At 71.6% G+C, this 22,761-nt stretch carries 23 protein-coding genes and 1 pseudogene; 6 read left to right on the plus strand and 18 right to left on the minus strand.

All coding sequences use genetic code 11. From position 1 onward, the window contains the following. Position 1 precedes the first annotated feature (1 nt). The 12 genes from AC07BS_RS14360 to AC07BS_RS14415 form a co-directional block, all read right to left on the minus strand. Positions 2-874: a bifunctional DNA primase/polymerase gene (locus AC07BS_RS14360; protein ID WP_478932286.1), complete on the minus strand. Its 873-nt coding sequence runs from the start codon at positions 872-874 to the stop codon at positions 2-4. A gap of 89 nt (positions 875-963) precedes the next feature. Beyond that, a complete protein-coding gene (locus AC07BS_RS14365; RefSeq protein ID WP_478932288.1) occupies positions 964-1,689 on the minus strand; it encodes a hypothetical protein in 726 nt (241 codons plus the stop codon). Positions 1,690-1,707: 18 nt separating this feature from the next. Further along, entirely contained in the window at positions 1,708-1,959 is a 252-nt protein-coding gene (locus AC07BS_RS14370; RefSeq protein ID WP_478932290.1) for a hypothetical protein, read from the minus strand. Between the two features lie 15 nt (positions 1,960-1,974). Continuing rightward, positions 1,975-2,442 (minus strand): hypothetical protein, encoded by a 468-nt coding sequence (locus AC07BS_RS14375; RefSeq protein ID WP_478932292.1) that lies wholly within the window; start codon positions 2,440-2,442, stop codon positions 1,975-1,977. Between the two features lie 203 nt (positions 2,443-2,645). Then, complete coding sequence (locus AC07BS_RS14380) at positions 2,646-4,775, minus strand: FtsK/SpoIIIE domain-containing protein (RefSeq protein WP_478932294.1); 2,130 nt, start codon at positions 4,773-4,775, stop codon at positions 2,646-2,648. Between the two features lie 151 nt (positions 4,776-4,926). Next, positions 4,927-5,097, minus strand: coding sequence for a pRL2-8 (locus AC07BS_RS14385; protein ID WP_478932296.1), 171 nt, complete (start codon positions 5,095-5,097; stop codon positions 4,927-4,929). Between the two features lie 2 nt (positions 5,098-5,099). Next, a complete protein-coding gene (locus AC07BS_RS14390) occupies positions 5,100-5,414 on the minus strand; it encodes a hypothetical protein (RefSeq protein ID WP_478932298.1) in 315 nt (104 codons plus the stop codon). 49 nt (positions 5,415-5,463) lie between these two features. Continuing rightward, positions 5,464-6,468: a DNA cytosine methyltransferase gene (locus AC07BS_RS14395; protein ID WP_478932300.1), complete on the minus strand. Its 1,005-nt coding sequence runs from the start codon at positions 6,466-6,468 to the stop codon at positions 5,464-5,466. Next, positions 6,465-7,592, minus strand: coding sequence for a conjugal transfer protein (locus AC07BS_RS14400; protein WP_478932302.1), 1,128 nt, complete (start codon positions 7,590-7,592; stop codon positions 6,465-6,467). Before AC07BS_RS14400 ends, AC07BS_RS14395 begins: the two co-directional genes overlap by 4 nt. Further along, the gene (locus AC07BS_RS14405) at positions 7,589-7,879 is read right to left on the minus strand and encodes a hypothetical protein (RefSeq protein ID WP_478932370.1); all 291 of its coding nucleotides are present in this window, start codon (positions 7,877-7,879) and stop codon (positions 7,589-7,591) included. The genes AC07BS_RS14400 and AC07BS_RS14405 overlap by 4 nt, the downstream gene beginning before the upstream one ends. A gap of 93 nt (positions 7,880-7,972) precedes the next feature. Then, a complete protein-coding gene (locus tag AC07BS_RS14410) occupies positions 7,973-8,422 on the minus strand; it encodes a transcriptional regulator (RefSeq protein ID WP_478932304.1) in 450 nt (149 codons plus the stop codon). Positions 8,423-8,530: 108 nt separating this feature from the next. Beyond that, the gene (locus tag AC07BS_RS14415) at positions 8,531-9,544 is read right to left on the minus strand and encodes a DUF4097 family beta strand repeat-containing protein (protein WP_478932305.1); all 1,014 of its coding nucleotides are present in this window, start codon (positions 9,542-9,544) and stop codon (positions 8,531-8,533) included. Positions 9,545-9,985: 441 nt separating this feature from the next. Here AC07BS_RS14415 and AC07BS_RS14420 point away from each other — a divergent pair, with 441 nt between their 5' ends. Together AC07BS_RS14420 and AC07BS_RS14425 are read left to right on the plus strand one after the other, a co-directional pair. Further along, entirely contained in the window at positions 9,986-10,852 is an 867-nt protein-coding gene (locus AC07BS_RS14420) for a GntR family transcriptional regulator (RefSeq protein ID WP_478932307.1), read from the plus strand. After that, positions 10,842-11,531, plus strand: coding sequence for an HAD family hydrolase (locus AC07BS_RS14425; RefSeq protein WP_478932309.1), 690 nt, complete (start codon positions 10,842-10,844; stop codon positions 11,529-11,531). Before AC07BS_RS14420 ends, AC07BS_RS14425 begins: the two co-directional genes overlap by 11 nt. Positions 11,532-11,757: 226 nt before the next feature. On the opposite strand, the gene AC07BS_RS14430 is transcribed toward AC07BS_RS14425, so the two are convergent. Beyond that, the gene (locus AC07BS_RS14430) at positions 11,758-12,930 is read right to left on the minus strand and encodes an FAD-dependent monooxygenase (RefSeq protein WP_478932311.1); all 1,173 of its coding nucleotides are present in this window, start codon (positions 12,928-12,930) and stop codon (positions 11,758-11,760) included. A 90-nt stretch (positions 12,931-13,020) separates the two neighbouring features. Between AC07BS_RS14430 and AC07BS_RS14435 the strand changes: the two genes are divergently transcribed. The 3 genes from AC07BS_RS14435 (at position 13,021) to AC07BS_RS14445 (ending at position 16,944) form a co-directional block, all read left to right on the plus strand. Further along, on the plus strand, positions 13,021-13,938 hold the full coding sequence (locus AC07BS_RS14435; RefSeq protein ID WP_478932313.1) for a TetR/AcrR family transcriptional regulator C-terminal domain-containing protein: 918 nt from the start codon (positions 13,021-13,023) through the stop codon (positions 13,936-13,938). A 90-nt stretch (positions 13,939-14,028) separates the two neighbouring features. Continuing rightward, entirely contained in the window at positions 14,029-14,817 is a 789-nt protein-coding gene (locus AC07BS_RS14440; RefSeq protein WP_478932372.1) for an alpha/beta fold hydrolase, read from the plus strand. A 219-nt stretch (positions 14,818-15,036) separates the two neighbouring features. Next, positions 15,037-16,944, plus strand: coding sequence for a S9 family peptidase (locus tag AC07BS_RS14445; RefSeq protein ID WP_478932315.1), 1,908 nt, complete (start codon positions 15,037-15,039; stop codon positions 16,942-16,944). On the opposite strand, the pseudogene AC07BS_RS14450 reads toward AC07BS_RS14445, so the two are convergent. The 5 genes and pseudogenes from AC07BS_RS14450 to AC07BS_RS14470 form a co-directional block, all read right to left on the minus strand. Further along, positions 16,898-17,716 (minus strand): annotated as a pseudogene (locus tag AC07BS_RS14450) (SURF1 family protein); the annotation flags it as partial. The gene AC07BS_RS14445 and the pseudogene AC07BS_RS14450 overlap by 47 nt on opposite strands. 75 nt (positions 17,717-17,791) lie before the next feature. Next, complete coding sequence (locus AC07BS_RS14455; protein ID WP_478645539.1) at positions 17,792-18,877, minus strand: hypothetical protein; 1,086 nt, start codon at positions 18,875-18,877, stop codon at positions 17,792-17,794. Beyond that, positions 18,874-19,473: a SigE family RNA polymerase sigma factor gene (locus tag AC07BS_RS14460; protein ID WP_478645536.1), complete on the minus strand. Its 600-nt coding sequence runs from the start codon at positions 19,471-19,473 to the stop codon at positions 18,874-18,876. The genes AC07BS_RS14455 and AC07BS_RS14460 overlap by 4 nt, the downstream gene beginning before the upstream one ends. 428 nt (positions 19,474-19,901) lie before the next feature. Next, positions 19,902-21,011 (minus strand): aspartate-semialdehyde dehydrogenase, encoded by a 1,110-nt coding sequence (locus AC07BS_RS14465; RefSeq protein WP_478645534.1) that lies wholly within the window; start codon positions 21,009-21,011, stop codon positions 19,902-19,904. Then, complete coding sequence (locus tag AC07BS_RS14470; protein WP_478645532.1) at positions 21,008-22,279, minus strand: aspartate kinase; 1,272 nt, start codon at positions 22,277-22,279, stop codon at positions 21,008-21,010. The genes AC07BS_RS14465 and AC07BS_RS14470 overlap by 4 nt, the downstream gene beginning before the upstream one ends. A 239-nt stretch (positions 22,280-22,518) precedes the next feature. On the opposite strand from AC07BS_RS14470, the gene AC07BS_RS14475 reads away from it, so the two are divergent. Beyond that, positions 22,519-22,740, plus strand: coding sequence for a hypothetical protein (locus AC07BS_RS14475; protein WP_478932318.1), 222 nt, complete (start codon positions 22,519-22,521; stop codon positions 22,738-22,740). Positions 22,741-22,761: the final 21 nt, after the last annotated feature.

Below are 22,761 nucleotides of genomic sequence, written 5' to 3' on the forward strand. Positions count from 1 at the left end.
GCTACATCCCCAGCGCCGTACGAGCGTTGCCCCACGCCACCGTGCAGTGCCGGGGTGACTCCCCCTTGGCCTGCGCGGCGGTGAACAGCCGCGCCACGTGTGCCTCGGTGAGGCAGCCGCACCAGCCGTGGGTGGACAGCACAGCGAGGAACGTCCGGTACACGGTGGCGTGCACCGCGCTGGTGGCGTCGGTGATGCGCTGCTCCGCCATGGCGATGCCGCGCTCGAGGTAGGCCGGGGTGCGGTGACGGCACTCCCTACTCCCAGCCAGTACGGGAACGGTGACGGGATGCGGCGCTGACCGGACCGCCGTGGGCTCCTTCACGGCCAGTGCCCGCACGACTTCCGGCAACTCGGTCATGGTGCCGGTGCCGGGGCCACGCCAGCGGGCGTAGGACATCGTGGACTTCAGGTCGACACCGGCACGGACGCCGTTCACCGAGCGCATGGCGCCCCGATAGATCCAGTGCTCGCCGCGGGTCGTCTGGACGGTCCGGGTGGCGGGCAGGTTCTCGCGGGCCCACGCGACCGCCGCCGCGTTGTCGAGGTCCACGACGGTCAGCCCGGCTCCGCCAGGGTGATAGGCCACGCCCCCGGTGCGGCGCCAGGCGGACGCCCACGCGGCCGAGGACAGAACGCGCGGGTCGGTGGTGGCAGCGGCCCAGGCGTGGCACGGGCGCGGGCACGCGCAGGGGCCGGGGGTCTTCATGTTCGGCCGCCCGCCACACGCGTTGTCCGCGCAGGTGGCGCAGTTGCCGAACGGGCCCTTCCCCGCTCGAAGCGGCAGCACCGGCAGCCCGCCGGCCGCCAGGGACAGCGCGAGGTCGAGATGGCCGGTCTGGCCTTCTCGCCGGATCAGGATGGGATGGGTCATGCTGTAGGTCTCCTGTTCCTTCGTCGGGATGGGGAGGCCGTGGGCGGCGGGTTGTCCTTGTCCGGGAGTGCCGCCGCCCACGGGCGTTGCTAGCGGTCGAGGTGCAGGTGCCAGTGGTTCGGGCAGAGGCTGACGTCGAACAGGTCACAGACGCAGTCCCCGGACCGGTAGCGCGCGTACTCTCGCCGGACGTAGTCACGCGGCCATTCCTCGGCCCACGCGGGGATCCGGAAGCCGTCCTCGTCATCCGTGGCCGACAGCCCCCACGCAGCAACCTCCGCTGCATTGGCCGCTTCATCGGCGACAGTGGGCGGGCAGGTCTCGGACTCGTGCAGGGCGATGCGGTCCAGCAGCGCGGCCCGGCGGATCCGGTACGGGCGGAGGCTGTCCTCCGACATCCCGAAGTCCGACCCCATCTCCATCACGTCGAACATCTCGCGCAGCAGCGACGGCGCCTGTTCGTAGACGGCGTCGGGGTCGCAGAGCCCGCCGGCGGTGGGAGACGTGTCCCCGCGGCCCCCACCCTGCCCCGCCGTCTGGGGCACGAAGGTTCCGTCGTCGGCGACGGCGAATTCGGCGGCGGCCAGGGAGAGCAGAGCCGAGCGCAGGGCGCTGGCGCGGTGCTGGTCGGTCTCCTTGGCCAGGATGTCGTCGATCAGCGCGGCGGCGGCCCCGATCCGGGTTCCCACGGCGGGGAAGGGCAGGGCCGTGTGGGTGTCGCCCTGGTGCTGGTCGTGCTGCCACCGTCCGCCGGACGGGCCGTCGGACCAGGTGAGGAGCGTGCGGCAGGTCATGCAGCGTGCGAAGTAGCTCATGTGCACTCCTTCGTGATCTCAGAACGGGCATTCGTCGCGACGGCGCGTCCACCGGGGACGGCGCGGGAGCGGCAGCAGGAGCAGGTGGCGGTTCTCGTTCCAGCAGGGGCAGGGCGCCCATCCGGTACCGGCGTACTCGCCGGTGTGGTCGCCGTAGTCGTAGTCGGTGCCGCCATCGCCCTGGCAGTCGGGGCAGTCGGGGCGGGGGGTATCGGTCAGGGCCAGCGTGCGGCGCGGCCAGTAGATGACCTTGAGACGGAGTCGGAGCATGGAGCCTGTCTCCTGTCAGCCGTTGAAGTGGTTGCGCTTGAAGACGGCCTTGCGGATGTTGACCGTCGTCCCGCCCTCGCTGTGGCTGCGTCCGCCGAACACCTGCACGGCGATCCATCCGCCGAAGATGACGGCGGCGAGGATGACCAGTTGGGTGATCAGCGCGGTCAGGGCGGTGATGAACGTGGTCAGCAGGAGCAGCCCGCCGGCCACGGCGAGGAAGCCGACGCCCCCGAGGGCGATGTTCACCGCAGCGCGGGAGACGACCGGCTTGGCCACGACCGGGTCCGGCCTGGTGGGCTCGATGGCGTAGCCGGTGACGACGCGGCCGTCCGGGAGCACGACGCTCGCGACCGCCGGCACGCCGTGCGGCTGCACCGCGGCGAGGGGCTCCACGTACTGGGCCACGGGGGTGATGGGGGTGGGCTGGTGGACTTCCGGAGCCCGCACGGCGGGCGCCGGGTCGGCGTGGTCGGGGTACATGCGGAATCCCTTCCGGTGGACGGGCAGGGAGGCAGACACACCCCCTTGAGGGGGCGCCGTGGAGGGGTTTCGAGGGTGCTGACCTGCACGCCTCCCTGCCTCCCTGAGTGATCATTCGCGCAGGTCAGGGCCAGGGAGGGGAGTCAGGGAGGGGTTCAGGGAGTTCTCCCTGCCTCCCTGGCCCGGCGGGGGTCGTCTCCCTGTCACTCAGGGGCGGAAGCGGAACCATCCGCGTCGCGGTTGGCGAGGGCGGCGGCGACGCGGTCGCGGGCGACGACCATGCGGCCGTCGGACTTGTACGGCTCCGCGCCGGCCTCGTCCAGAACGCGTTTGAGGTCGAGGAACGACCAGCCGCCGTAGGCGTCTGCGTTCAGTGCGCCCAGACGCGTGATGACCTCCTGGGTGCGAACCCGGGCGTCGGTGCCCAGCACGTTGGCGATGTCGGCGAGCGGGTCGCGCTCCTCGCCGCGGTCGATGGCGTGCAGGGTGGTGACGCTGTCGCGCATGGCCTTGGCGCGGTCGGTGATGGCGTAGGCCTGTTCGTCGTCGATGTAGTGGGTGCGGACGGTGATGGACGCCTGCCCGGCCGGGATGTCGATACCGTCGGACGCGACCACGAGGGTGCCCTTGTCCATGCCCGGGCGGAGCAGATGTGGGGCGGCGCCACCGTCGACGGCCTTGTCGCCGAGCGCCATGCGGGACTGCTGCTCGGTGCCCAGGGCAAGGGAGGCGCGGGTGTGGGCGCCTTCGCGCACGAGCTTGGGCAGGTTCTCGTTCGTGGGGTCCTGGGTGCCCTGCCACATCAGCACGTCGACCACACGGCCCTGGTTGTTGACCTTGCGGACAGCCATGAAATAGCGGCTCGTGGCCTTCGAGCCACCGTAGGGGCGGCCGTCTTCGTCCTTGACCGGGCACATGAACGCGACCTGTTCTTCGTCCACGATTCCGATCAGCGGCGGGAACACCGCATCCGGGTTGGCGCGACGGATCTCAATGCGGCGGTTCATCTCCTCGACCAGGCCCTCGACCATCTCGGTGGCCGCCACGACCTGCTCATCGGCCGGCCCCTGGATCAGGATGGTGGCGAGGCCATCGAACATGGCCCAGTCACCAGCGCCCTTGAGGTCGGCGATCCGGAACTCCACCGTGCGGTCAAGTGCCAGCCACAGAGCGAGCGCCCGAAGTGCGGCGGTCTTGCCCTGGTTGGACAGGCCCGTGATCAAAAGGTGCCGCTGGTACAGGCTCAGCGATGCCGCGTCGCCGCGCAGATCCTGGCCCCACGGGGCACGGCCCTTGGCGTAGTTGCCGGTCATCGTCTCGTCCGTGGTCAGCGGGGACGGGCCGATCGGCTCGTCCAGCGCCCCGGAGTCGGCCACCCACAGCCGCACCGTGCGCGCGGCGGCGGGAATGGTGATGAACACTTCATGCTCGTGCCGGCTCAGGTTCTCCGCGAGCTTGCGGCGCCGCTGCTGCACCTCGTTCGTCGACACCCCCGAGGGGAGGGTGACGTCGACTTCGACACCGCATCCAGCGATCACGATCGGGGACAGCATCGAGGCACCGCCATCACCCATTTCCTTGATGGCGTTGCGCAGGGCGGGCACACCGAGATCGCGCAGGGCCTTGACCACGATGGACGGGGTGATGGGCTCACCCTCGCCGGAGCGGACGTGCGCCGGAAGAGCCCACTGCGGCGCGGCCTGCTGGTGCTGGCCGACGGCCCACAGTCCGAGCAGGGCGACCAGCGGGCCGAGGGTGATCGCGTAGGGCCAGACGACCTGCACGATGGTGATCATCAGGGCGATGAAGCTGATCACTGCCGCGATGGGGGTGATGACGTCGGTGATGTCCTTGTTGGCGATCGCGAGGACGACCCCGAGGGTGACCAGCGAGCCGACGCCCATCCCGGCGGTGACGACGGCGCCCTTGGCGGCGTCGGCCGGGGAGTGCAGCAGGTCCATGCGGCGGCGGTGGCGGGCGTCGCGGAAGCGCTGCCCGCGCTCCTCCCACTCGGTGGCCGCCTCGTAGTTCCCGGCGGCCTCAGCCGTGCGGAGCATGCGCTCATAGCGGGCAGCGGTACGGCCGTCCCACGTACGGCGGGCCACGATCCGGCCCCCGTTGACGGTGTAAAGGCCATGGCGGGCCACCGCGCGCACGGTCGTCTTGGTGGTCTCGTGCGTGACGGCCGCCCGGATGGCGCGGCCGGAGCGCACCCAAAGCGGCACGGGCGCCGGCGGTGCGGGGTCGGGGACCACGGTCAGCGTGGTCACACCCGGCTCATCAGCGGGCGGCGGGTCGGTGTTCTTGTGCAGGTGAACGACGTTGTCGGTCATGCTGAGGTTACTCCTGACTGTTTCGATCAGGCCGGGAGTTGAAGAAGAAGGGGTGCCGGAGCGGTCGGGTCCGTGGCAGGGGACGACCGCTCCGGCAGCCGAGACGTACGGGCCGTGCATCACGCGGTACGAACCGGGCTGGCGGGCGCGGTCACCACCACATCGACGGCTTCTTGGGCACGATGTAGGGGCACCCGTTGACCATGTGGTCCACGCACTCCGGGCAGTCCTCTCGGGGCCCGAGCTTGCGGTGAATGCGCCGGTCGTAGGCGTGCTGCCAGCACTGCGGGCACTGACCGGGAGGCGTGTCCTTCACTGCCATGGTCACCACCGCCCCGAGGACTTCTTGGCCTTCGCGGCGGCGGCCTCCCGCATAATCCGCTGCCGCTCGATGTGCAGCGCGGTGATCTCCGCCGTCAGCCGAGTGACCGCAGCCTCCGAGACGGACTCCAGCCGGCCGTCCGCGCGAGTGGTGCTCTTGCCGCGCAGCACCCGGTACGAGCCGCTCGCGAGCGCACGGAGCGCGGCGCGACGCTCCGCACTGGTCAGGGGCCACATCTCGCCCCGACGAACCGCCTCAAGCCTCTTCGTCGTCTCGCGGATCTCACGGTCCAGGCGGCGGATCTCAGTGTTGCCCATGGTCAGCTACTCCTCGGGGTGGTCTGTGGAGGGATGAACGGGTCGGGGGTCAAGCCGCCGTGGCGCGGCCGGTCTCGTGGGCCGTGCGGCGGCACAGAAGATGCAGGGCGTGAACGGCCTGGAGGGGCACCACCCCGTTGCCCAGGGCCTTGAGCTGCGCGGTTCGCGAGAGGCCGGGAACGTCGGTGACGTGCCCGGAAGGCAGGCCCATGAGCCATTCGACGAAGACGGGGTTCAGCCGTCCCACAGCGTCAACTGGCCCTGGGGCGGCGCGCCCGGTGACCGCCTCCCAGCGGCCGACGGCGGGGCCGTAGACGCCCCAATCCGGTGTGCCACCGCAGGCAGGGCCAGGTCCCCTTTGCTGCCGCGCTGGTTCGGGCCGCCCTTCTCCCCGTCCGTCGCTCGCGGCGTCGGCAGCAGGGACACGACCGTCCGTAGGTCCGGACCCCCGTCCCCGTGTGCCCCCGTTCCGTTCGTGTCCGAGGTTCGCGGGGTCGGCAGTAGTTGCACCACGTTCGGTAGCCCGTCCTCGTACCCCCGGCCCCGACTGTCCCTGGCGCGGGGCGTCGGCAGCTGTGGCGAGGACGATGAGCCGGCGCCGCTGGTGGGGAGCGCCGACCTCGTCCGCGCGTACAAGGCACCACTCCGCATCGAACCCGATGCGGGCAAGGTCGGCGAGGACGTCGGCAAATCCGAGTCGAAGGTGGTTTGCGACGTTCTCAAAGATCGCGACGCGGGGTCGTAGAACGCGAAGGGCGTCGGCGATGTACGGCCAGATGTGCCGGGCATCTGCGGTCCCCTTTCGGTGGCCGGCGGTGCTGAAGGGCTGGCAGGGGTAGCCGCCGGTCACAATGTCGACCGGTTCCAGGCCCTCCCAGCGGACAGCGGTGATGTCACCCAGGTTCGCCACGTGCGGGTAGCGGTGGGCGAGGATGCGGGCGGCTCCGGGATCGTTGTCCGCAACCCACGCATGCTCGCCGCCGAACATGGCCTGGACGGCCATATCCAGGCCGCCGTAACCGGTGCAGAGCGAACCGATGCGCAGTGCACTCATGCCGCCGCTCCATCAGCCCGCTCAGCGAGCAGGGCATCACGCAGCATCCGCGCGTTCGCCGGCGAAGTGCGGATCGCGCGGCGGATACCTTCGCCGGTCACCTTGGCGTCCGGCCAGTCGGCGGTTGCCCTGCGTGCCTCATCAAGCAACTGATCCGGGGTGCGCTTCGGTCGGGGCGATCGGGCCGCCTCGGGGAGTCGACCGGTCGCCCGTCGCGGCGTGGTCGACTCCGCCGGAACAGCCCGCCGCTCAGTCGCCTCGACCACGGGCTCGATCGGGGCCGCGATCGCGGGCAGGGGCTTAAGCGGGGGAATCGACTTGCCCAGGTCGACCGCGACCGGATCCGGCACCGACAGTCGAGTAAGCGTCATTACCGGGGCGGGGGTCGATTCCCGCAGCTCAGCCATAGACCGTTTCATGGCGGTCTCAGTAGATTCCTCCGTGTTCGCGCCCGGTGCGGGATCGAGGGCGGCGGTGGGGGTGACGCCACCGAACATCGACGCGAGTGCGTCATCCGCGCCAGCCGTGACCCGACTGCGCTGGACGTCCAGCAGCCTCGATCCCAATGCCGCGTCCCCGGCCCCCACCTTGCGGGCCAGACGCCACGACGCCCGATCGGACAGCTTCCTCACCCAGCCACTCGGATGATGGGCGGCCCGGGCCCGGTGATAGGCCAGGGCCTGCACGATGTCGGTGATGCGCCGCTCGGTCTCCGCGTCGCGCCCGTCGGTGTGGACGACGATCCGGCGGGCGAGGAACGCCATGCCCTCCGCCGAGACGGACATGCCCATCGGGGTCAACGCGTAGACGACGGTCCGGCCCGCGTCCGGCGCGGCCATTGCCCCCATGACGGCGGCAGCGGCCGGCAGCATCCACAGGCCCAGACGCACGACGCGCGGCGAGGACTGCCCCAGCATGGTCAGCCCCAGCAGCACCAGGGCGAGAACGGCGGTGGCACCTTCACCGGCGCCGAGCGCACCGAGCGCGGTGCCCTTGCCGTAGGCGTGCCCGATGTTGCTGTACGTGCCGATGCCACCGACCACGCCTGTGGCGAGCATGGGTGCGAACGCACCGGCCAGAACACCGCCCTGGACCTTCGTCAGGGACCTGCGGCTCTCGGTCATGCCGCTTCCCCCGCTCCCGCCTGGCGGCCGCGGCGGGCGCGCAGGAACGGCAGCGTGCGGGTCAGCGCGTCGGCGTACAGGGCGTCCCAACCGGCGATCTCGTCACCGGCCTCCGCTTCACGTCGCAGGTCGGCGAGGATGTCACGGGCCGCGTCCTGACGAGCCACGCGCTCCTCATCCGTCTCACCTTCCAGGGGGCCCCTGAAGAGGTCGACGTCGATTCCGAGCGCCAGTTCCGCGAACTCCACGTCGCCGTGCGCTTCCTGGCCGGCGACGAAGGTACGCATACGCATGATGGATCTCTCCTCTTGCTACGTAGGGAAGGCGCGGGGCGGTCGGCTGTCCTTGTCCGGGAGTGCGACCGCCCCGCGAAGCGAGGGTCAGACGGTGGCGATGACGAGTGCGGCGACCAGCAGCCACAGGTGGTGGAAGGACTGGTCAAGCGCGTACGCGCCGGTGCCGATGTGCGGGTTGTCGTCGTGCCCGGTGCGCGGGGCGCCGAGCCGGTAGAACTCGCCCTTGCCAGTCGCCTTGGCCAGCCACGCGAGCGTGGCGCGCCGGTCGGCCCACCAGTGCGACGCTGCGTCGATGCCGAGTCCGGCGACGACGCCGGGTACCGACAGGCGCAGCCCCAGCAGCGCGGCGGCCGGGATGAGGACGGCGAGCTTGGTGAGCGTCAGGGTGGCGACGTGCCGGGCGTCCGCGAAACGGCCGACCCAGCCGGGACGGCCCTTGTGCGCGGACTGGTGTGAGGTCTGCACCCAGTGGTCACCCACGCTGTGAGCGACGTACAGGGCGATAAAGACAGCGGCGAAGGTGGCAGCGTCCACGGTGGCCGGCTCCTGTCGGGGTGAAGGCGGGAGGACGGGACGGTCGGCTGTCCATGTCCGGGAGTGCGACCGCCCCGCGACGTGCGGGACTAGGTGCTGCGGTGCTGGTCAGCGGTTGCGAACGCGGCCGGAGACGGTGGTGGCCGACACGTTCAGGTGACGGGCGCCGGCGATGCGGACGTCGCCGGAGACGCTGTTCGCGGTGACGTTCCCGGAAGCGCCGTCCGAGGCTTGCATCGTGATGTCACCGGAGATGGTGCTCAGGGCGGCGCCGCGGCCGTCGTACAGGGCCACCTCGATGTCACCGGAGACCGACCGCGCCATGATCTGCTCGGTAACGTGGCCCGCGCGGATGTCACCGGAGGTGGTGTCGACCCGCAGCGCCCAGACGCCGTCGACGTTCATGTCTCCGGAGACGGAGCGGAAGTCCATTCGATGAACCCAACCGCAGACCGTCACGTCGGCGGACTGCGAGACGATCGCGATGGAGGAATTCGAGGGCAAGAACACCCTGGCCTCGATCAGGCTGACGGTCTGCATGTCGCTCATACCGCCGGAGACGACACGGCCGCCGATGATGGTCACGCCGGTCACCGACCCGTAGACCGTGCCGAAGTTCTGCACGATGCGGGTACCGCTACGGCTCTGCACCATCACGTTGTCGGGCATCTCCGGCACCTCGATGCCGAACGCCTGCCCGTTCTGCGTGATGCGGGCGCCGTTCACGGCGTCGGCCGCCGGCCCCGTGGCGTCGTCCGTGCGCAGCACCACCCGGGCGCTCGTCAGACTGTCGATGACCTGGACTCGGACGCTGCCGACCGGCAGCGAGATGCCCAGCGTGATCGGGCCGACGGTGGTGGAGTCAAAAGCACGCTCGGTCATGGATGAACTCCTTGACTCTGTCGGGTGGAAGGCCGAACACGGCGGGCTGTCCTGTCCGGGAGTGCCGCCGCATCCGGGAATGAGGGCCCACGCCGCAAGCCGCGGCAGGCCAAACGCCCCGGCCGGGAGTCGAACCCGGCCTACGACCATCGAGACGAACGTGCGGAAGCGTGCGCGGGCTTCACCAAACCGGCCGTTGCTGCGGCCAGCCGGTCCCGAGCCCGGGATCGGGTGCGTCATCGTCACTGCTCTGACGCCAGCAGGGCGGCGCGCACCAGGTGGCAGTCAAGGGGCTGACCGTCAGCAATGACGGGATGATCCCCAGGACTGTTCTCCAGAGCTGACACGCGGGGCAGGGCAAGTTCACCTGCCACGAAGTGGCCGCCGGCGGCCATCACCCGGGCCTTGCGGGGACGGGGACTCGCACCCCGTCGACTAGCACGCTGTTGAGTTCTCAAAGAACACCCAGCTCGGGGCCCGGAGCGCGCAGCCAAAGCCGCGCACTGCCGAGCGATCCCGACTGGCGCCGCCCCTGCTTGACCAGGCACGACAACCCGAAGCAACCTGGCCAACTTGGCTAGCCCGATCGGGATGAGAACAACGTAGCCAGCCTGGCTAGCCACGTCAACACCTGGCTAGCTTGGATGTCCTGATCGATGGAAGAGGCCGTAGCATCGAGGCATGACCTTCACGCCCGAACCCTTGGACCCGGACGACGACCGGCCGCCATACGAGCAGGTGGCGAGCAGTCTCGGCGCCGCCATTCGGACGAGAAAGCTAGGGCCCGGCGACAAGATCCCGTCGCACAAGGACCTGACCGAGATGTATGGCTTTGCTCGTGCCACCATCCAACGCGCCCTCCGCGAACTGGAGGACGAGGGACTTGTCGTGTCCCGCAAGGGCAGTGGTGTGTACGTCCGCGCCCGCACCGAACGTCCCGCGGGTCTGCGGCCGTACGTCGAGCAAGCGTTCGCCAGCCCTAACGTGTCGATCGACTTCGCCGGCTTCTCCAGCGAGACCTTGCACGGCGCCCTTCAGGAGCCAATCGACAAGATTCGCGTCGGGCGCCTGACCCCGTCGAGCATCGCCGTGCGCATCTTGGTGCCGGACATGTCCGTACCCCAGGCCGCACCCGTACGCCGCGAAGACGGAGCCGACGACCCCCGCCTCCGGAGCCGCATGCACGACATGATGGTCGGCTTCACTCGGAGCATCGCCAACTCCATCCACGAGCTGAGCGTGCTGGGACTGGTAGGCGAGGCGAAGGTCAGCGTGCGGGTCCACAGCGGCACGCAGTTCTTCAAGCTCTACGTGATCAACCAGGAAGACGCGTTCTTCGGGTACTACCCGATCCGGCCGAACAAGGTCGTAGCCCAGGGCGAAGCCATAGAGATCTACGACCTGGTGGGCGCGGATGCCACGCTCTTCCATTACTCGCTGAACGAGGGCGAGTCATCGAGCGGTGCACAACAGGTCGAGCAGGCTTGTATGTGGTTCGAAAGCGTGTGGGACACCATCGGAAGGGACTTCGCCCCTGATGGGAAGTAGCAAGCTCATCGAGGCCATTGGAGCCACCAGAGCGGTCCTGTTCGACTTCGACGGGCCGATCTGCGACGTGTTCGCTGGCCAGCCTGCACCCGACGTCGCGCGGCGGCTCGCCGAAATCCTGGCCCAACACGACGCGGCACTCGGCGGCAAGGCTCACGGTGTCCACGACCCCATGGAGATCCTGCGCCTCGCCCCAGACGGCGGCGAACCCGCTGTCCGTGCCATTGAGGAAGCGCTGACCAGGGCCGAAGTGTCGGCCGTCAAGGTCGCGGGGACCCCCATCCCCGGCGCGGTCGCCGCCCTGGAAGCGGCGAAGTCGTCAGGCCGGAAGGTTGCCATCGTCAGCAACAACTCCACGGCGTGCGTGAGGGCCTTCCTGATGTTGCACGGCCTTCGCCATCTCGTGGACGAGGTCGTCGGCCGCGCCCCCTACTGGCCAAATCTCATGAAGCCCGATCCTCACTCGCTGCTGAAGGCCGCCAGTCAACTGGGCACCCATCCCCACGACTGCACGCTCATCGGCGATTCCGTGACGGACATCGAAGCCGCCAGGGCCACAGGAGGGCGTTCTATCGGCTTCGCCAACAAGCCGGGCAAGGACCACGCCCTCGGGGACGCAGGTGCTGACGCAGTCGTGACCGACATGGCCGCCGTAGCCGACGCCCTGATGAGTGTCTAACTGCGTGACAACAACCGCGTACGACGGCGCACATCCACGTACGTTCAGGCACGTCCGGCGCAGGTCAGCTCCCTGCCCTTCCTTGGCCCGAGGAACACCGAGATTGCTTCGGGACGAAGAGGTCGTGGGTTCAAATCCCGCCACCCCGACAGTGATCTCGGGGCCGGTCTCCTTTCAGGAGACCGGCCCCGAGGTGTTTCCGGAGGCCTTCGGGCCCTGTGGCCGTTCAGTGGGTCGTGTAGTCGGGGAGACGGACCGGTTCCGGGCGGGTGTGTTCCGGGGCGTTGGCGGCCAGCATGTCCAGGATCTCCTGGGTGGGGGCGGGCATGAAGAAGCGTTCCGCGCCCTCGCGGCCCACCGCCTGGTGCTCGTCGACCAGGGGGCGCAGCGCCGTCTCGTACGCCGCGAACGCCGTCGTGTGGTCGCCGTGGGACCGTGCCAGCTCGCCGGCCAGGAGGTACGCGCCGATCAGCGCCTGGGACGTGCCGCGGCCCGAGGTGGGGGCCGCGCAGTAGCCGGCGTCCCCCAGCAGGACGACCCGGCCGGCGCTCCACGTGTCCATCACCACCTGGGCGTTGGCGTCGAACCAGAAGTCCTCGGCCGTGCGCATCTCCGTCAGCAGCCGCGGGACCTCCCAGCCCTCGCCGGCGAACCGTTCGGCCACGATCCGCCGCTGCTCGTCCGTGTCGCGGCGGTCGTACCGCAGGTCGTCGGCGGCGAAGTGCAGGGCCGCCCTGGCCCGGCCGGCCTCGTCGTCGGCGAACATGTTGGCCGCCTTCCCGGGGGAGACGTAGAGCTGCCCTGTGCGGTGCAGCCCCAGGTGGTTCGGGAGGCTGAAGATCGCGGTGTGGATGCCCAGCGGGCGTACGAAGCTCTCCTCCGGGCCGAACGCCAGCGCCCGGGTCCGCGAGTGCAGCCCGTCGGCGCCCACCACCAGGTCGAACCGGCGCGCCGGGCCGTTCTCGAAGGTGACGCGCACCCCGTCCGCGTCCTGCTCCAGCCCGGCGATCGAGTCGCCGAACACGAACTCCGCCCGGTCCTGGGCGGCCGCGTACAGCAGCCGGGTCAGTTCGCCCTTGGGAACCTCCAGGTCGCCCGCGAAGATCGCGGCCGGCAGCGTGGCGTACTGCCTGCCCTCCGCGTCCACCATCGCCGCATCGCCCATCCGGGTGTCCAGCGCCCGCACCCGCTCCAGCAGGTCCATCCGGTCCAGGACGTCCAGGGCCTCACCCCGGAAGTCGACGGCATAGCCGCCGTGCCGCACCTCCGGGGCCCGCTCCACCACCGTCGCGCTGAAGCCCCTGCGGTCCAGCCAGTACGCGAGCGCCAGCCCCGCCACACCCGCACCCGAGATCAGGACTGTCTTCTTCTCTGTCGTCATGCTCTTCTCCGTCGCCATGTGAACAACGTACGAACACTCGACAGCCCCTGTGAAGTGGTCTTTTAGCGAAAGCGTTCTAGTGCGCATCAGTCATGGTGTACTAGTGCTGTGACCCTCCAGCCCCCCTACGCCCGCATCGCCGCCGAGCTGCGCCACCGCATCGAGACCGGCGAGCTCGCCCCCGGCGACCGCGTGCCCTCCACCCGGGCGATCACCCAGCGGTGGGGCGTCGCCATGGCCACCGCCACCAAGGCGCTGACCGTACTGAGGCACGAAGGCCTGGTGCGGGCCGTTCCCGGGGTCGGGACCGTCGTCGCCGACGCCCCGCCGACCCGGGCCCGTCCCGCCAAGGGCTCCGCCGACGACCCGGCCGTCCGGGCCCGCGTCGTCCGCGCGGCCATCGCGCTCGCCGACGCCGAGGGCACGGACGGACTGACGATGCGCCGGGTCGCCACGGAACTCGGCATGCCGACCATGACGCTCTACCGCCACGTCGCGAGCAAGGAGCAGCTGATCGCGCTGATGGTGGACGCCGCCTTCGCGCGGGAGCCGCTGCCCGAGCCGCCGCCGGAGGGCTGGCGGGCCCGGCTGGAGCTGGCCGCCGCCGTCCAGTGGCGCCTCTACCGGACCCACCCCTGGCTGGCGGCGTCCCTCAACCTCAGCCGGCCCCTGCTCGCGCCGCACGGCATGCGGCACATCGAGTGGGCCCTGGCCGCCCTGGACGGCCTCGGGCTCGACGCCGGCACCCGTATGCACGCGGCCGTCACCCTCTTCGGATACGTCCGGGGTCAGGCGGTCGACACGGAGCCCGAGGCGCGCGCCACCCGGGCCAGCGGCATCACCGGGGAGCAGTGGATGGACGCCCAGCGGCAGCGCATCACGGCGCTGCTGGACCAGGGCCGCCTGCCGCACTTCGCCGCCGTCGCCCCCGAGGCCGACCTCTCGGCCGCCTCGCTGTACGAGTTCGGCCTCGCCACCCTCCTCGACGGCCTCGCGGCGCGCGTCTCCGCGATCACCAACGACTGACGCGCTCCCGCTCGGGGCCCCGACCGGCGTACGATCGGCCGACCCGCCCGTCCCGACCACCAGCGACCCTGGAGAGCAGCGCGTATGAGCATCCATCAGGCAGTCGTCACCCCGGCCGGCGCCCACCTGCGCTGGGTGGAGCTGCCGGGCGACGGGCCGGCCCGGGTGTACGTGCACGGCCTCGGGGCGATGGCATCGGCGTACTACGCGCGCGTCGCGGCCCACCCGCTGCTGGCCGGGCACCGCTCGCTCCTGACCGACATGCTGGGCTTCGGACTCAGCGATCGCCCCGCGGACTTCGACTACGCCCTGGAGTCCCACGCCGACGCCCTCGCTGCCGCCCTGCGGTCGGCGGGGGTGCGGGACGCCGATGTGATCGGGCACAGCATGGGCGGCGCGGTGGCCATCGTGCTGACGGACCGTCACCCCGACCTGGTGGCACGGCTGGTGCTCGCCGAGCCCAACCTGGACCGGATCGCCCCGGGCACACAGCCGGGCAGCAGCGGCATCGCCGCGTACTCCGAGGCGGAGTTCCTGGACCACGGCTTCGCGGAGACCCTCGAACGGGTCGACCCCGGCTGGGCGGTCACCATGCGGCTCGCGGACCCACTGGCCCTGCACCGCAGCGCGGTCCGCCTGGCCGCGGCGACAGTCCCCACCATGCGGGAGACGCTGACCCTGCTGTCCGTACCGCGCACCCTGCTGTACGGGGAGCACGGCGAGGCCCCGGCCCGTCCCGAGGAGCTGGCCGCTGCCGGGGTGCGGCTGCTGGCCGTTCCCGGCGCCGGGCACAACATCATGCTGGACCGACCCGAGGACTTCGTCCGGCTGACCGCCGAGGCGCTCGGGGCACCGGCCGCGCAGGGCTCACCGGCCTGATCACGGCCTGATCCCCGAACGGCTCGGTCCTTACAGGCTGGTCCTTACAGGCTCGGTCCTGACCGGCTCGGTCCCGACCGGCTCGGTCCCGACCGGCTCGGTCCTCACCGGCTTCGTCCGGGCGTCTCCGGCCTCGCCGACGGCGCCCGGTTCACCGCCGTTTTCCACAGGAGTGACGCGGTCCGCATCCGCCGCGCCCGGCGGCGCAGAATGGGGGGCATGACCGATAGCAATGGGCCCCTGCGGGGCGAGGCGGGCGTGCCGGACTGGGAGAAGCGGTTCCGGGCACCGCGCATGGGGCTGCCGAAGTGGGCGGAGGACGCGCCCGACCGGTCGCTGTTCACCTGCAACGCGACGGGGACCTTCGAGCTGTACGCCTGGGACCGCGCCACCGGGCGGCAGCGGCAGGTCACCGACCGGCCCAACGGCACGACGGGCGGGGTGCTCTCCCCGGACGGCGAGTGGATCTGGTGGTTCGCCGACACCGACGGCGACGAGTTCGGCACCTGGGTGCGCCAGCCGTTCCACGGCGGTCCCGACGAGCCCGCCACGCCGGGCCTCGACCCCTCGTACCCCGACGGGCTGGCGCTGGGCCGGGACGGCACCGCCGTGGTCGGCCGGTCCACCGACAAGGGCGGCTCGACGATCCACGTCGTGCGCCCCGGGCAGGAGCCCGACGAGATCTACCGCCACCGGCAGTCCGCCGGCGTCGGCGACCTCTCCCACGACGGCTCGCTGATCGCGATCGAGCACACCGAGCACGGCGACGCCATGCACTACGCGATCCGGGTCGTGCGAACGGACGGCACTGTCGTCGGCGAGCTCGACGACAGCCTCGGCGGCACTGTCGAACTGGGCCTGGGCGTCATGGGCTTCGCGCCCGTCGACGGTGACTCCCGGCTGCTCGTGGGCCATCAGCGCGCCGGCCGCTGGGAGCCGATGCTGTGGGACGCGGTCACGGGCGAGGAGACGCCGCTCGCCCTCGATCTGCCCGGCGACCTGGCCGCGGCCTGGTTCCCCGACGGCACCGCGCTCCTCGTCGACCACAGCCACCACGCCCGTAGCGAGCTGTGGCGCTACGACCTGGCCGACGGCACGCTCACCCGGCTCGACACCCCGCGCGGCACCGTCTCCGGGGCGCTGCCCCGGCCGGACGGCACGGTGGAGTTCCTGTGGTCCTCGGCGGCCAAGCCGCCGGTGGTGCGGTCCACGGCGGGCCACGTCGTGCTGACCGCCCCGGCCGTGCCGGAGGGGCCGGCGCACGCGCCCGACTCCGTGCCGGTCACCGACGCCTGGGTCGAGGGCCCGGGCGGCACGGTGCACGCCCTGGTGCAGAAGCCGGCGGGCGAGGGGCCGTTCCCCACGGTCTTCGACGTCCACGGCGGGCCGACCTGGCACGACAGCGACGCCTTCGCCGCCGGCCCGGCCGCCTGGGTCGACCACGGCTTCGCGGTCGTCCGCGTCAACTACCGCGGCTCCACCGGCTACGGGCGCGCCTGGACCGACGCGCTCAAGCACCGGGTCGGTCTGATCGAGCTGGAGGACATCGAGGCCGTCCGCGCGTGGGCGGTGGCCTCCGGGCTCGCCGACCCCGAGCGGCTGGTCCTGGCCGGCGGCTCCTGGGGCGGCTACCTCACCCTCCTCGGCCTGGGCACCCGGCCCGACGCCTGGGCGGTGGGCCTGGCCGCGGTGCCCGTCGCCGACTACGTCACCGCCTACCACGACGAGATGGAGGCGCTGAAGGCCCTGGACCGCACGCTGCTGGGCGGCACCCCGGAGGAGGTGCCGGAGCGCTACGCGGCCTCGTCACCACTGACGTACGTCGACGAGGTGCGCGCGCCGGTGTACATCTCCGCCGGCATGAACGACCCGCGCTGCCCGATACGGCAGGTCGAGAACTACGTGGAACGGCTGGAGCGGCGCGGCCACGCCCACGAGGTGTACCGGTACGACGCGGGCCACGGCTCCCTGGTGGTGGAGGAGCGGATCAAGCAGCTCCGGCAGGAGATCGCCTTCGCGGAGCGTCATCTGGGCCGTCCGGACCGTCCGGATGCTCCGGACCGTCCGGGCGCTCCGGACCCGCGGGCGCCCCGGGCTCCTCGGGCTCCTCGGGCTCCTCGGGCGTGATGCCGAGCGCGAGGTCGCGCGCGGCCTCCGCGTCGCGGCGGAAGAGCCGGAACCACATGAAGAGCACGAAGCCGGCGAAGACGAACCACTCGCCGGTGTAGCCGAGGTTCTGGAAGGCCTTGAGGTCCAGGCCGGTGTTGGGGGCGGCGGCCGCGGGCACCGCGGTCAGCCCGTCCCGCGCCTCGGTCACCGTGACCCAGGCGTCCTCCACCTCGTACGGCACGAGGTTGACCAGCGAGGCCGCGCTGATCACGGCGACCTGGCCGGCGTCCACGCCGCCGGAGGTCCGTACGCCCTTGGACGACGGGCTCTCGGAGGGCTGGAGGGCGCCGGTGACGGTGACCTTCCCGGCCGGCGGCGCCGGGACCTTCGCGGTGTCGGCCCGCGAGGCGGCGTCGCCGGGCAGCCAGCCGCGGACGACGGGCAGCGCCTTGCCGCCGGCGCCGTCCGTTCGGAGGAGCGTCAGGACGTAGAAGCCCTTGCGGCCGTCCAGATCGCGGTCCGGGACGAGCAGTTGGTGGCCGGCGTCGTAGCGTCCGGACGCGGTGGCCCGGCGCCCGGACGTCTCGGTGCTCACCGGCAGCAGGTCCCGCAGCGGCGCGGCGTCCGCCGCCCGGGCCTCGCCGGCCCGGTCCCGCTGATCGCGGTGCGAGTCGACGCGCGTCTCGAAGCGGCCGAGCTGCCAGGTGCCCATGAACAGGCACACGGGGATGGCCAGCACGGTGAAGACGTTGATCCCCCACCACCGGGGAGTCAGCAGGAACCGATACACACCACCACGGTACGGGCACGGCGCCGGAGCGCGTCCCCCGGGGCAGGAGCCCGCGGGGATCAGCCGGAGGAGTCCCTAGGCCGCCGGGTTGGTCGCCAGCGGTCCCGTCCGGTAGAGGGTGCCCGCGCAGGCGTCCGGGATGGTGGCGGCCGCCGCCTTGGGCTCGCCCGGCTCCGGGGTGTGGCTCACGGTGACGCCCGCCGGGGACGGCCCGGGCGCCGCGGTGTCCTCCTGCGGCTGGGTCCGCTCCGCGACGGCGGGGTGGCCGGAGCCCGGGGCCGAGGACGGGGCGGGCTGCTGGCTGGGCGTGGGGCGGGCGGGCCGGGAGCAGCCGCCGGCGCCGCCGTCGGCCGACGGGATCCAGGCGAACTGGATCTCGTACGCCTGGCCGGGCTGGAGGATCACCTCGCTGGGCTCGCCGGCCGGGTCGGGCAGCCCGGTGGCCGCGTCGCCCGAGGTGTGGTCCACCACGGAGACGCGGGAGCCGGCGCTCCCGCCCGGGGTGCGGACGGCGACCTCGCCGCCGCCGTTCACCGCGCAGACCTTGCCCGAGACGTTGACCACGCGGAAGGCGCCGTACACCCGGCCGTCGCGGTCGGCCGTGCCGACGGAGCCCACGCCCCGGCCGAGCTGGTTGCGGTCGCAGGTGGGCGAGGAGGCGGCCAGGGTCGGGGCGGAGGCGGACGGCGCGCCGCCGGTCGTGCCCGAGGGGCCCGGCGTACCGGCGTCCTTCCCGCTCGGCCCCGTCTTCTCCTTCGCCTCGGCCTCGCGGCGGTCCTGGCCGTGCGCGGCGTCCCGCGGGCCGCCGTCCCCGCCGTCCGTGAGCGAGGGGCCGCCGGGGTACGAGTCATGGGTGCGCTGGCGGCTGCTGGCCGCGTTGGCCGACCGCCCGTCGGTGGTGGAGCCGGTGGTGGCGGCGTGGATGAGCACGGGCAGGGCCGTGGCACCGAGGATCACCGCGGCGGCGGCCCCCACGACGGCCTGCCGCTTGCGGGTACGCCGCAGCGGCACGGCGCGGCGGAGGTGCTCCAGCGCGTCCGGGGACGGCTCGATGCCGCCGACCGCGTCCCGCAGCAGGCGGCTCAGCGCCTGCTCGTCGACACCGCCCTCGGCACCGCCGCCGTCGCCGGCACCCGGGTCGTGGTGCTGGTGCTGGCTCATACCGGTGCCTCCATGGCGACCCGGAGCGCCGCGATCCCCCGCGAGCCGTACGCCTTCACCGAGCCCAGCGACAGGCCGAGGGTCTCGGCGACCTGGGCCTCGGTCATGTCGGCGAAATAGCGGAGGACGAGGACCTCACGCTGGCGGCGCTGCAGTCCACGCATCGCTTTGATCAATTGGTCGCGCTCCAGCTGTTCGTACGCGCCCTCCTCCGCGCTCGCCATGTCGGGCATCGGCTTGGACAGCAGCTTCAGTCCGAGGATGCGGCGGCGGAGGGCGGAGCGGGACAGATTGACGACGGTCTGCCGCAGATAGGCGAGGGTCTTCTCCGGGTCGCGGACCCGGCCGCGCGCGGAGTGCACGCGGATGAACGCTTCCTGGACCACGTCCTCGCAGGACGCGGTGTCGTCGAGAAGCAGGGCGGCGAGGCCGAGCAGCGACCGGTAGTGGGCCCGGTAGGTCTCGGTGAGGTGGTCGACGGTGGTGCCCGCTGCCATCGCCTCGTCAGCGTCCCCGCGCGGCGCGGACGTCTGCGTGGGGATCTGGGGCGGTATCCGGCCGGGACGGGCGGCCGACCAGGGGGCTATCACCGGCATACCGCCCGGCGAGCCGGCACGCGGACGCGCCGGGGCGCCCCCGCGCCGCGGAACGGTTGCGATGCTGATGACCTCTGCCACGCCTGTTGGACACGCTTCCCCCCGTCAGGGTTGTACGCGCGGGGCACGACGCCCGCCGCGGTGCCCGGCGCGGTGTTCGGCACGACGCACAGGGACATCGCGACCGACACACCCCCGGACCACGCGTCACATGCCCTCATGCGTACCAACTCTTCCTCAATGCCCCGTATGTGGTACCGCTGCGAGAGACGGCAACAAAGACGCTCCCCGCCTCGACCGCGGTTGCAGTGGGCGGGGAGCGGATCGCCGAACAGTCCGTCTGCCCCGTTGTTCCAGTGGTCCGTACCAACAAGTTGATCACACGCGGAACAACGGTGATCACAGGACCTTCACACTTCGCCCCAGTATTACGGAGCGGTCAGCTCCGCCGCCACGACTTCCGCGATCTGCGCCGTGTTCAGCGCCGCCCCCTTGCGCAGATTGTCGCCACAGACGAAGAGTTCGAGCGCCCTGGGGTCGTCCAGCGAGCGCCGTACGCGCCCCACCCACGTCGGGTCCGTGCCCACCGCGTCGGCGGGCGTGGGGAACTCCCCCTCCGCCGGGCTGTCGCACAGCACCACACCCGGCGCGTTCGCCAGGATCTCGTGGGCCCGCTCGACCGTCACCTCGTTCTCGAAACGCGCGTGCACGCTCAGCGAGTGCGTCGTGACCACCGGCACCCGTACACAGGTCACGGCCACCCTGAGGTCCGGCAGTCCCAGGATCTTCCGCGTCTCGGCCCGGACCTTCAGCTCCTCCGAGGACCAGCCGTCCTCCATCAGCGACCCGACCCACGGCACCACGTTCAGCGCCACCGGGGCCGGGAACGGGCCCATGCCGTCACCGACCGCCCGGCGCACATCGCCGGGCCGCGTGCCCAGATCCGTGCCCGTCACGGCCGCCAGCTGCGCCCGCAGCGCGTCCACACCGGCGCGGCCCGCGCCCGACACCGCCTGGTACGAGGAGACCACCAGATCGCTCAGCCCGAACCCGGCGTGCAGCGCGCCCACCGCGACGATCATCGACAGCGTCGTGCAGTTCGGGGTCGCGACGATCCCGCGCGGCCGCATCCGCGCCGCGTGCGCGTTCACCTCGGGCACCACCAGCGGGACGTCCGGATCCATCCGGAACGCCGCCGAATTGTCCACGACCACCGCGCCCTTGGCCGCCGCGATCGGCGCCCAGCGCGCGGCCACCTCGTCGGGCACGTCGAACATCGCGACGGCGACGCCCTCGAACGCCTCCTCGCTCAGCGCGACGACCTCGGTCTCCTCGCCCCGGACGGACAGCATCCGCCCGGCCGAGCGCGACGACGCGACAAGCCGGATCTCGCCCCAGATGTCCGCGTGCCGGGAGAGGATCTCCAGCATCACCGAGCCCACCGCGCCGGTCGCGCCGACGACGGCGAGGGTGGGCCGGGCGGTACGGGCGTCGTCCGCACTGCCGCGCGCGACGCCCGTACCACCGGCGGCCGTCATCGGCCGGTGCCTCCGTAGACCACGGCCTCGTCGCTGTCGGTGTCCAGGCCGAACGCCGTGTGGACGGCCCGCACGGCCTCGTTCACGTCGTCGGCGCGCGTGACGACCGAGATGCGGATCTCGGAGGTCGAGATCAGCTCGATGTTCACGCCGGCGTCGGACAGCGCCTCGAAGAACGTCGCCGTGACGCCCGGGTTCGTCTTCATGCCCGCGCCGACCAGCGAGATCTTCGCGATCTGGTCGTCGTAGCGCAGCGAGTCGAAGCCCACGCGGGCCTTCGTCTTCTCCAGCGCCTCGACGGCCTTGCGGCCCTCGGTCTTCGGCAGCGTGAAGGAGATGTCGGTCAGCCCGGTCGTCGCCGCCGACACGTTCTGCACGACCATGTCGATGTTGATCTCGGCGTCCGCGATCGCCCGGAACAGGGACGCGGCCTCGCCCGGCTTGTCCGGCACCCCGACGACCGTGACCTTCGCCTCGGAGGTGTCGTGCGCGACGCCCGAGATGATCGCCTGCTCCATCGGCTGGTCCCCTTGCGGTTCGTTGCTGACCCAGGTGCCGCGCAGCCCGGAGAAGGACGAGCGCACGTGGATCGGGATGTTGTAACGGCGCGCGTACTCCACACAGCGGTGGAGCAGCACCTTGGAGCCGGAGCTCGCCAGCTCCAGCATGTCCTCGAACGAGATCCACTCGATCTTGCGGGCCTTCTTCACCACCCGCGGGTCGGCGGTGAAGACACCGTCGACGTCGGTGTAGATCTCGCACACCTCGGCGTTCAGCGCCGCGGCGAGCGCGACGGCGGTGGTGTCGCTGCCGCCGCGGCCCAGGGTGGTGATGTCCTTCTTGTCCTGGGACACACCCTGGAAACCGGCCACGATCGCGATGTTGCCCGCGTCGACCGACTGCTGGATGCGGCCGGGCGTGACGTCGATGATGCGCGCTTTGTTGTGGACCGAGTCCGTGATGACACCGGCCTGGCTGCCCGTGAACGACTGCGCCTCGTGACCGAGGTTTTTGATCGCCATGGCCAGCAGGGCCATGGAAATCCGCTCTCCCGCGGTCAGCAGCATGTCGAACTCACGACCGGCAGGCATGGGAGAGACCTGCTCGGCGAGATCGATCAACTCGTCCGTCGTGTCGCCCATCGCGGAGACCACGACGACCACCTGGTGGCCGTTCTTCTTGGCTTCCACGATTCGCTTGGCAACCCGCTTGATGCCCTCGGCATCGGCAACGGAGGAGCCTCCGTACTTCTGCACGACAAGGCCCACGTGCGCTCCTCGCAGCTATACGTAATGCGGTCGCCGTCAGTCTAACGAGGGACAGGAACCGGCCCCGCCGGTCCCGCATGGTGAGACAGCGGGCGGCGCCGGGCCGCGCCACCTGCGACGACAGCGCCCGGCGCGGGGCGTGCGCGCCGCGCGGCGCATCCGTACGCCGCATCCGTACGCCGTCGTGTGTCCGGGGGCGGGGCGCACAGTGGACGGGGAGCCGGGAGGGGGGCGGTGCCATGTTCGACCGCAAGGCCGAGGTGGACATGCGGCTGTACTCGGACAGGATCGCCGCGGAGCTCGCGCGCAAGCGGCGCGAGGAGCGCGCGGAAGAGGCGGGCGCGGAAGAGGCGGGCGCGGAGGGCGCGGCCGCGGCCGAGGAGAGCCCGCCCGAGGGCGAGGGGCAGGCCGAAGGGGCCGTCATGGACGCGGACGCCGAGAGCGAGCGGGAGCAGGACTGACGTCCGGCTCCTGACCCGCCC

Source organism: Streptomyces sp. NPDC044063 (genome assembly GCF_056434285.1).

What these genes read in the sequence shown, in the direction of transcription:
- AC07BS_RS14360 (WP_478932286.1), bottom strand. Translation starts at nt 874, where the DNA reads ATGACCCATCCCATCCTGATCCGGCGAGAAGGCCAGACCGGCCATCTC.
- AC07BS_RS14365 (WP_478932288.1), bottom strand. Translation starts at nt 1,689, where the DNA reads ATGAGCTACTTCGCACGCTGCATGACCTGCCGCACGCTCCTCACCTGG.
- AC07BS_RS14370 (WP_478932290.1), bottom strand. Translation starts at nt 1,959, where the DNA reads ATGCTCCGACTCCGTCTCAAGGTCATCTACTGGCCGCGCCGCACGCTG.
- AC07BS_RS14375 (WP_478932292.1), bottom strand. Translation starts at nt 2,442, where the DNA reads ATGTACCCCGACCACGCCGACCCGGCGCCCGCCGTGCGGGCTCCGGAA.
- AC07BS_RS14380 (WP_478932294.1), bottom strand. Translation starts at nt 4,775, where the DNA reads ATGACCGACAACGTCGTTCACCTGCACAAGAACACCGACCCGCCGCCC.
- AC07BS_RS14385 (WP_478932296.1), bottom strand. Translation starts at nt 5,097, where the DNA reads ATGGCAGTGAAGGACACGCCTCCCGGTCAGTGCCCGCAGTGCTGGCAG.
- AC07BS_RS14390 (WP_478932298.1), bottom strand. Translation starts at nt 5,414, where the DNA reads ATGGGCAACACTGAGATCCGCCGCCTGGACCGTGAGATCCGCGAGACG.
- AC07BS_RS14395 (WP_478932300.1), bottom strand. Translation starts at nt 6,468, where the DNA reads ATGAGTGCACTGCGCATCGGTTCGCTCTGCACCGGTTACGGCGGCCTG.
- AC07BS_RS14400 (WP_478932302.1), bottom strand. Translation starts at nt 7,592, where the DNA reads ATGACCGAGAGCCGCAGGTCCCTGACGAAGGTCCAGGGCGGTGTTCTG.
- AC07BS_RS14405 (WP_478932370.1), bottom strand. Translation starts at nt 7,879, where the DNA reads ATGCGTACCTTCGTCGCCGGCCAGGAAGCGCACGGCGACGTGGAGTTC.
- AC07BS_RS14415 (WP_478932305.1), bottom strand. Translation starts at nt 9,544, where the DNA reads ATGACGCACCCGATCCCGGGCTCGGGACCGGCTGGCCGCAGCAACGGC.
- AC07BS_RS14420 (WP_478932307.1), top strand. Translation starts at nt 9,986, where the DNA reads ATGACCTTCACGCCCGAACCCTTGGACCCGGACGACGACCGGCCGCCA.
- AC07BS_RS14425 (WP_478932309.1), top strand. Translation starts at nt 10,842, where the DNA reads ATGGGAAGTAGCAAGCTCATCGAGGCCATTGGAGCCACCAGAGCGGTC.
- AC07BS_RS14430 (WP_478932311.1), bottom strand. Translation starts at nt 12,930, where the DNA reads ATGGCGACGGAGAAGAGCATGACGACAGAGAAGAAGACAGTCCTGATC.
- AC07BS_RS14445 (WP_478932315.1), top strand. Translation starts at nt 15,037, where the DNA reads ATGACCGATAGCAATGGGCCCCTGCGGGGCGAGGCGGGCGTGCCGGAC.
- AC07BS_RS14455 (WP_478645539.1), bottom strand. Translation starts at nt 18,877, where the DNA reads ATGAGCCAGCACCAGCACCACGACCCGGGTGCCGGCGACGGCGGCGGT.
- AC07BS_RS14460 (WP_478645536.1), bottom strand. Translation starts at nt 19,473, where the DNA reads ATGCCGGTGATAGCCCCCTGGTCGGCCGCCCGTCCCGGCCGGATACCG.
- AC07BS_RS14465 (WP_478645534.1), bottom strand. Translation starts at nt 21,011, where the DNA reads ATGACGGCCGCCGGTGGTACGGGCGTCGCGCGCGGCAGTGCGGACGAC.
- AC07BS_RS14475 (WP_478932318.1), top strand. Translation starts at nt 22,519, where the DNA reads ATGTTCGACCGCAAGGCCGAGGTGGACATGCGGCTGTACTCGGACAGG.